Annotated in this window: 4 protein-coding genes; all 4 read right to left on the reverse strand. The window is 71.8% G+C overall.

The genetic code is table 11. The features are described 5' to 3' along the window. The coding region (locus tag AB0B89_RS33660) for an SCO3242 family prenyltransferase (protein WP_358560909.1) at nt 1-872 on the reverse strand (872 nt) is incomplete at its 3' end. Beyond that, a complete protein-coding gene (locus tag AB0B89_RS33665) occupies nt 869-2,086 on the reverse strand; it encodes an inositol-3-phosphate synthase (RefSeq protein ID WP_358560912.1) in 1,218 nt (405 codons plus the stop codon). The genes AB0B89_RS33665 and AB0B89_RS33660, both read right to left, overlap by 4 nt. 194 nt (nt 2,087-2,280) lie before the next feature. Next, nucleotides 2,281-3,801, reverse strand: a complete 1,521-nt coding sequence (locus AB0B89_RS33670; protein WP_358560915.1) for a ThuA domain-containing protein — start codon at nt 3,799-3,801, stop codon at nt 2,281-2,283. A 143-nt stretch (nt 3,802-3,944) separates the two neighbouring features. Continuing rightward, nucleotides 3,945-6,773: a carbohydrate-binding protein gene (locus tag AB0B89_RS33675; protein WP_358560918.1), complete on the reverse strand. Its 2,829-nt coding sequence runs from the start codon at nt 6,771-6,773 to the stop codon at nt 3,945-3,947. Between the last annotated feature and the right edge of the window lie 74 nt (nt 6,774-6,847).

Consider the following 6,847-nt stretch of genomic DNA (forward strand, 5'->3'; position numbering starts at 1 on the left):
GCCGTGCGCGCCCCGGCCGTGGCGAGCCGCCCGCGCCCTGCGGTGAGGGCGGCCTGCAGGGGCAGCAGCCCGAGGATGCTCTGTCCCACGGCCGCCCGGGTCCGTCCGGCGTCGGGGTGGCGGGCGGCGTCGAGCTGCGCCCGCCCCACCAGCCCCGCGTACGCCGCCGTGAGCCCGAACCCGGCCAGCCTGCGGATCGCGACCGGCGCGCCGCCCGCACGCCCCCGTGGGACGGCGGGTCCGCCATCGGCCGCAGGGCCGGAGGTGACCGACGAGACGTGCGCGGCCGCCAGCCCGGCGGCCACGGCCGTCGCGGTGAGTGCGGTGGCGGACCTGGCCTTCGATCCTCCCCCGACCTCCCCCCGGCTCAGCGCCGTGACACCGTAGGTGTGCGCGGCCACGGCTCCGGCCGCGAGCATGCGCGCCTTCCCCTGTCCGGGTGAGGCGCCCGACGTGCCTCCGAGCACCACGTCCAGCCCGCGCGCGGCGGCCATCGCCAGCGGGCCCGCCGCCGTGTCCTTCAGGCCCAGGTCGTACGCCCACACGACGGCGGCCAGCCCGGCGGCGACGCCGAGCGCTCCGCGCCCTCCGGTACGGGCGGCGGCGACCAGGCCGGCGGCGGTCAGCCCGGCGGCGAGGCCGAGCGCCTGGCCCGGCCGCACACGGCCGGAGGGGATGGGACGTTCGGGCCGCTCGACGGCGTCCAGGTCGCGGTCTGCGTAGTCGTTCAGCGCCATGCCGGCCCAGTACAGGCAGACCGACGACAGCGCGAGGCCCGGCCTGACCGCTCCCCCGGCGGAGACGTCACCGGGCACGGTGAGCGCGGCGGGGGCCCGGACCAGTTCGGCCAGCGTCGCGAGGTCCAGGCTCACGCGAGCGTCCCCGCGAAGGCGCGGAGCAGGTCGTACTGGCTCTGGAGGCGATGCTCGTCCAGGGCGAGGGGGTCCTTGAAGAAGAAGCCGAGCTCCTTCACCGCCCCCGAACGGCCGCGTTCGTGCGCGCGGGCGATCAGCCTGGCGAGGTCCAGCACCAGGGGCGCGGCGAGCGCCGAGTCGCAGCCCTGCCAGGTGAACTGCAGCGTCATCCGCACGCCGAGGAAGCCCTCGAAGGTGATGTGGTCCCAGGCCGTCTTCCAGTCGCCGAGGTGCGGCACGTGGTCGATGTGGGTCTGGCCCTCGACCTGATGACCGAGTATGCCGGGCAGCGCCCGGTCCTTGGAGATCTTCTTGCTCTCCCCCGCCGCGGGGTCGGCCAGCGTGGCGCCGTCTCCCCCGCCGAGCAGGTTCGTCCCCGACCAGGACCGCACGGCGAGGGCGCGGTCGGCGAACATCGGGGCCAGCGCCGTCTTGACCAGGGTCTCCCCGGTCTTGGCGTCACGGCCCGCGTACGGAACCCCCTGCGCGCGGGCCAGCTCGTCCAGCGCGGGGAGGGACACGCCGGTGGAGGGGGTGAAGTCGATGTACGGGCAGCCGGCGCTGAGCGCGGCGAAGGCGTACAGCGAGCTGGGCGGCAGCACGTTCCCCGGGAGCTCCAGGGCGCCGGTCAGCGCTTCCAGGCTCTGGTGTGCCGGGTGCGGCACGGCGGGCGGCTCGGTGGAGGCGACGTGGATCACGACCACGCGGGCGAGGCCCCGGCGCTCGCGGAAGTCGGTGATGTCGCGGATCAGCCTGCGCGCGACGGCGGCCTGGGTCTCCTCCCCGGCCGTGTCGCCGATCTCGGTGCCCTCCACGGAACCGGCCCGCTCTCCGGCGGACGGGCCGGGCCGGGTCTCGGCGGCGGCGGCGATGCCGGGCCGGATCTCGGCGTCGGCCGCCTCCAGGTCGTGGCGTACGAGCTCGGCGAGCGGCGGGGGGATGACCCCGGCCCGGCTGAGCTCCTCGGCCCTCTTGGGCAGGGGCGTGCTCGCGATGTCGTGGCCGCCGAAGACCAGTCTGTCCAGTGGCGGCAGTCCCGCACCCGCGAAATCGGGCCCCTCGGTCACGCATCCGATGGGCGCCGCGAGCCCGGACCGTAACGCCGCCGCCCCGGTGACGACCGTGGTGGCCACCGATCCCCGTGCCCCCACCAGCCAGATCCCGACGTCCATCAGCATCTCCTTCTTCTCACGAGCCGGCCGCCGACTGGCCGGCCTCTTGCTGTCGTGCACAGGGTCTCCGCCCCGGCTCCCATCGCCGGGACGCCCGCGGGACCGTACATCTGTACGTCCGGAACACCGCCGATGCCCGGAACACCCAAATGAGGGTGTTCCGGGCAGAGATGACCCCTACGAATTGCTATGGATCACTTGGTGAGCGTGAAGGTGTCCACGTCGAACAGGGAGCCCCCGTTACCGGTGAACACCAGGAACACCGGTCCGGACGCCGAACCGCTGAGCGTCGTGGACACGTTCTGGAAGGTGTCGAAGCTGCCGGTCGACGGAACCGTCACCGTGCCCAGCAGGGTGCCCGTCTGAGAACCCGAGCGGACCTGGATCGCCCCGCCCGCGCCGCCCGAGGAGATCCGGGCGGTGAACCCGGTCGCCCCGGCGGTGCTCACCGACGCGTACCCGGCCCAGTCACCGTTGTCGATGTAACCGACCGTCTTGCCGCCGCTGGCCGCCGCGTGGTTCGCGACCTGCACGCCCGACTGCGAGGTGTACGCCTCGCCCTCCACCGTCGCGGGGACGGCGGTCTTGGTCAGCGAGAAGGTGTCCACGTCGAACAGCGAACCGGCGCCACCGGTGAACGTCAGGAACAGCGGCCCCGACCCCGAACCGGTCAGCGTCGTGGACACGTTCTGGAAGTTCTCCCAGCCACCGGTCGGGGGCACGGCCACCGAGCCGAGCACGGTCCCGGTCTGCGAGCCCGAGCGGATCGTGATCGTCCCGCCCGGCCCGCCCGAGGAGATGCGGGCGGTGAACCCGGTCGCCCCGGCGGTGCTCACCGACGCGTACCCGGCCCAGTCACCGTTGTCGATGTATCCGAGCGTGTTGCCGCCGCTGGCCCCCGCGTGGCCCGCGGCCTGCACGCCCGACTGCGACGTGAACGACTCCGCCTCGATCGTGCCGCCCGGAGGGGGTCCGGTGGGAGGGGCGCAGTTGGCCGTGACCATGCCCGCCGTGTACCTGATGCCGCCGAGCAGCAGCGCCCGGTAGGCCGGGTCCGCGTAGGACTCGATCGTGTGGCCGAGGCCGGTGTAGAACGACCGGCCGCTCACCTGCGGGTGGCACCAGGTGATCGGGTGGTCCCCGCTCATCTCGCCACCGGAGTAGCTGCTCTCGTCCAGGCTCTGCAGCACGTGGACGGTCGAGCGGGGGTTGGTGCGGTAGTTGTACCACTCGTCGGTGCGCGACCACGTGGCCGCGAGGCCGGAGGTGGCGGGGTGCGTGCGGTCCTCGTTCTTGACCGTCGCCTGCTGGATCGCCGGGTGGCTCTTGAACCACGCGCCGACCAGCTGGCCGTAGTACGGCCAGTCGTACTCGGTGTCGGCCGCGGCGTGGACGCCGACGTAGCCGCCGCCACCGTTGACGTAGGAGGTGAAGGCGGTCTGCTGGGCGTCGTTGAGGACGTCGCCCGTGGTGCTGAGGAAGACCACCGTCTTGAACTGGGCGAGGTTGGCCGTCGTGAAGGCCGTGGCGTCCTCGGTGGCGGTGACGGTGAAGTTGTTGGCGGTGCCGAGGTCACGGATCATCTGGATGCCGGTGGGGATGGAGTCGTGCCGGAATCCGGCGGTCTTGGAGAAGACCAGCACCTTGTAGGCGGGGTCCGCGGCGTGAGCGGCCGTGGGAGCGAACTGGGTGACGATCAGGGTGGCGGCGATCACTGCCAGACCACCTCGTAGGGCGCGGAACATGGCTGTCCTTTCGTCTACGGCGCGACCGGCGCGGGCTGACCCCGCGCCGGGTTCGCCGATCCCGGCCCGGCGCGGGCCCCTACCGGGTGCCTCGCGCCGCGCCGGCCGTGCCGCTAGCGGGTGATGGTGAAGGTGTCGACGTCGAGCAGCGAGCCCGAGCCGCCGGTGAAGGACAGGAACAGCGGCCCCGAGGCCGAACCGGTCAGCGTCGTGGACACCGTCGTGAAGTTGTCGAAGCTGCCGGTGTTGGCGACGTTGACCGAGCCCAGCAGGGTGCCGGTCTGCGAGCCTGAGCGGACCTGGATGGTGCCGCCGGGGCCGCCGGAGGACACCCGGGCCGAGAAGGTCTTCGCGCCCGAGGTGTTCACCTGCGAGTACCCGGCCCAGTCGCCGTTGTCGATGTACCCGAGCGTGGTGCCGCCGCTGGCACCCGCGTGGCCGGCAGGCTGCACGCCGGACTGCGAGGTGTAGGCCTCACCCTCGGTCGTGGTGGAGGTGCCGGCGCCGGTGTTGAGGGTGTAGGCGTCGAGGTCGAAAAGGTTGCCCTGACCGGTCACACCCTTGAACACCAGGTACAGCGTCGTGGTGCCGGCCGGGACGTTGCTCAGGTTCCCTGTGACGTTCACGAAGGTGTCCCAGCCACCGGTGGGAGTGACGGCCACGGACCCGAGCAGGGTGCCGGTCGCCGATCCCGCGCGCACCTCCAGCGTGCCGCCGGCGCCGCCGGAGGAGACCCTAGCGGTGATGCTCTGGGCGTTGGAGACGTTGTAGGGCGTGAAGGAGATCCAGTCGCCGTTGTCGGTGAAGCCGACGGTCTTGGCGCCCTCGGCCCCGGCGTGGTCGGCGGTCTGGATGCCCGACTGCGCTCCGAAGTGCTCGGCCTGGCGGTGCCTCGGCTGCAGGGTCCGGGTGCTGGTCGAGGTCAGGCCGCCCTTGTCGGTGTAGGAGGCGGTGAAGACGCCGAAGATGTTCGCCGCCGCGTCGTGTTCACCGTCGACCGGGACCGCGATGGATCCGCTGCAGCCGGTCTTGGAGGTGATCTGGTGGGCGTGGCTGTCGTGACCCAGCGAGTAGGTGACCGTCACCTTGCCGCAGTCGATCGTGCCGTCCTCCGGGTCGCTGACCGTGACCTGGAAGGGCACGGTGTCGCCGAAGGAGAACAGCTGGCCGTCGACCGGCTGCGTGAGCGTCACGGTCGGGGCGGTGTTGCCGACGCTCACGATGACACTGGCCGTCCCGGTGAGCCCCTGCGGGTCGCGGACCGTCAGCGTCGCCGTGTAGGTGCCGTTGGTGGTGTAGGTGTACGAGGGGTTGGCCGCGGTGGAGGTGGCGCCGTTGCCGAAGTTCCACGAGTACGTCAGCGCGCCGCCCTCGGGGTCGGAGCTTCCGGCCGAGGAGAAGGTCACCGCGAGCGGGCTCGGACCCGAGGTCTTGTTGGCGGAGGCCTTGGCGATCGGGTTGCGGTTGGTCCCGCCGATGTACTCGATCCTCCACAGGGCCTGGTTGTTGCCGCCGGTGCCGTAGTCGAGCACGTACAGCGCGCCGTCCGGGCCGAAGGCCATGTCCATGACCTGCGTGCCGGTCCACGGGAAGTCGCCGATGTCACCGTAGGCGCCGTCGGCCTTGACCTCGATGGCCTTGATCCACCTGCGGCCGTACTCGCCGGCGAAGAACCTGCCGCTGAGGGACTGCGGGAACTTCACGCTGGAGTTCAGGTTCGCGTCGTACCGGTAGACCGGACCGCCCATCGGTGACTCGGAGCCGCCGCCGAACTCCGGCGGGGAGCCGGCCTCGCCGCCGTACCTGATCCAGCTCGGCTTGGCCGCGGGCAGCTTGGCCACGCCGGTGTTGCGGAAGGACGCGTTGGTCGGCCCGCCCGCGCAGTCGAACTTCGCCCCCGAGGGGCCGCTGGGGAAGGTGTACTTGTTGTAGGTCTCGGCGGTGGTGTTCGTACCGGTGCAGTACGGCCAGCCGAAGTTGCCCGCGCTGGTGATCCGGTCGAACTCGACCTGCCCGCCGGGGCCGCGGTTGGCGTCGGGGCCGCCCGCGTCCGGTCCGTAGTCGCCCAGGTAGACGATCCCGGTGGCCTTGTCGACCGACATGCGGAACGGGTTGCGGAAGCCCATGCCGTAGATCTCGGGCCGGGTCTTGGCCGTTCCCGGCGGGAACAGGTTGCCCGAGGGGATCGTGTAGGTGCCGTTGGGCTCCGGGTGGATGCGCAGGAGCTTGCCGCGCAGGTCGTTGGTGTTGCCGGAGGACCGCTGGGCGTCGAACTGCGGGTTGCGGTCGGTGCGCTCGTCCAGGGGCGAGTACGAGTTGGACTCGAACGGGTTGGTGTCGTCACCTGTGGTGAGGTACAGGTTGCCCGCCGCGTCGAAGTCGATGTCCCCGCCGACGTGGCAGCACTGGCCACGGTCGTTGGCGACCTGGAGCACGACCTTCTCGCTGGCCATGTTGAGCGTGTCGTCGGCGTTCAGGGTGAAGCGCGACAGGTTCAGGTTGCCCTTCCAGGCGTCGAACTGCGCCTGCGTGCCGCTGGTCGGCGCGTCGCCGTCCGGCGTGCTCAGCCTCGGCGAGTAGTACAGCCAGACGTAGCGGTTGGTCGCGAAGCCCGGATCCACCGCGACGCCCTGGAGGCCCTCTTCGTCGTGGGTGTAGACGTTGAGCTTGCCGGCCTGCTTGGTGCTGCCGGCCGCGGTGGTGACCCGGACTGTGCCGTCACGGGCGGTGTGGATCACCGAGCGGTTGGGGAGCACCGCGAGGGACATGGCCTCGCCGAGCGCCGCGCCTCCGGTGGCCAGGCTGACCTGCTGGTAGTCGGAGGCCGGGATCACGGAGGCGCCGGCCGCCTGACCGGTGGCCGAAACCGTCGCCAAGCCGCCGGAGATCACCAGCGTGACCGAGGCGAGTAGTCGTGTCCACGACCGAGGACGTGGTGACATGGGGGGTCCTTTCCTGACTTGGGGGGTCAGTCAGGCAAGGCGCGCGCCGCCGCGCTTGTTGCCGGGTACTGCGG

This window comes from Sphaerisporangium sp. NPDC049002 (assembly GCF_040649355.1).
Taxonomy (GTDB): Bacteria; Actinomycetota; Actinomycetes; order Streptosporangiales; family Streptosporangiaceae; genus Sphaerisporangium.

Coding starts and splice junctions, on each gene's coding strand:
- AB0B89_RS33665 (WP_358560912.1), bottom strand. CDS start 2,086: ATGGACGTCGGGATCTGGCTGGTGGGGGCACGGGGATCGGTGGCCACC.
- AB0B89_RS33675 (WP_358560918.1), bottom strand. CDS start 6,773: ATGTCACCACGTCCTCGGTCGTGGACACGACTACTCGCCTCGGTCACG.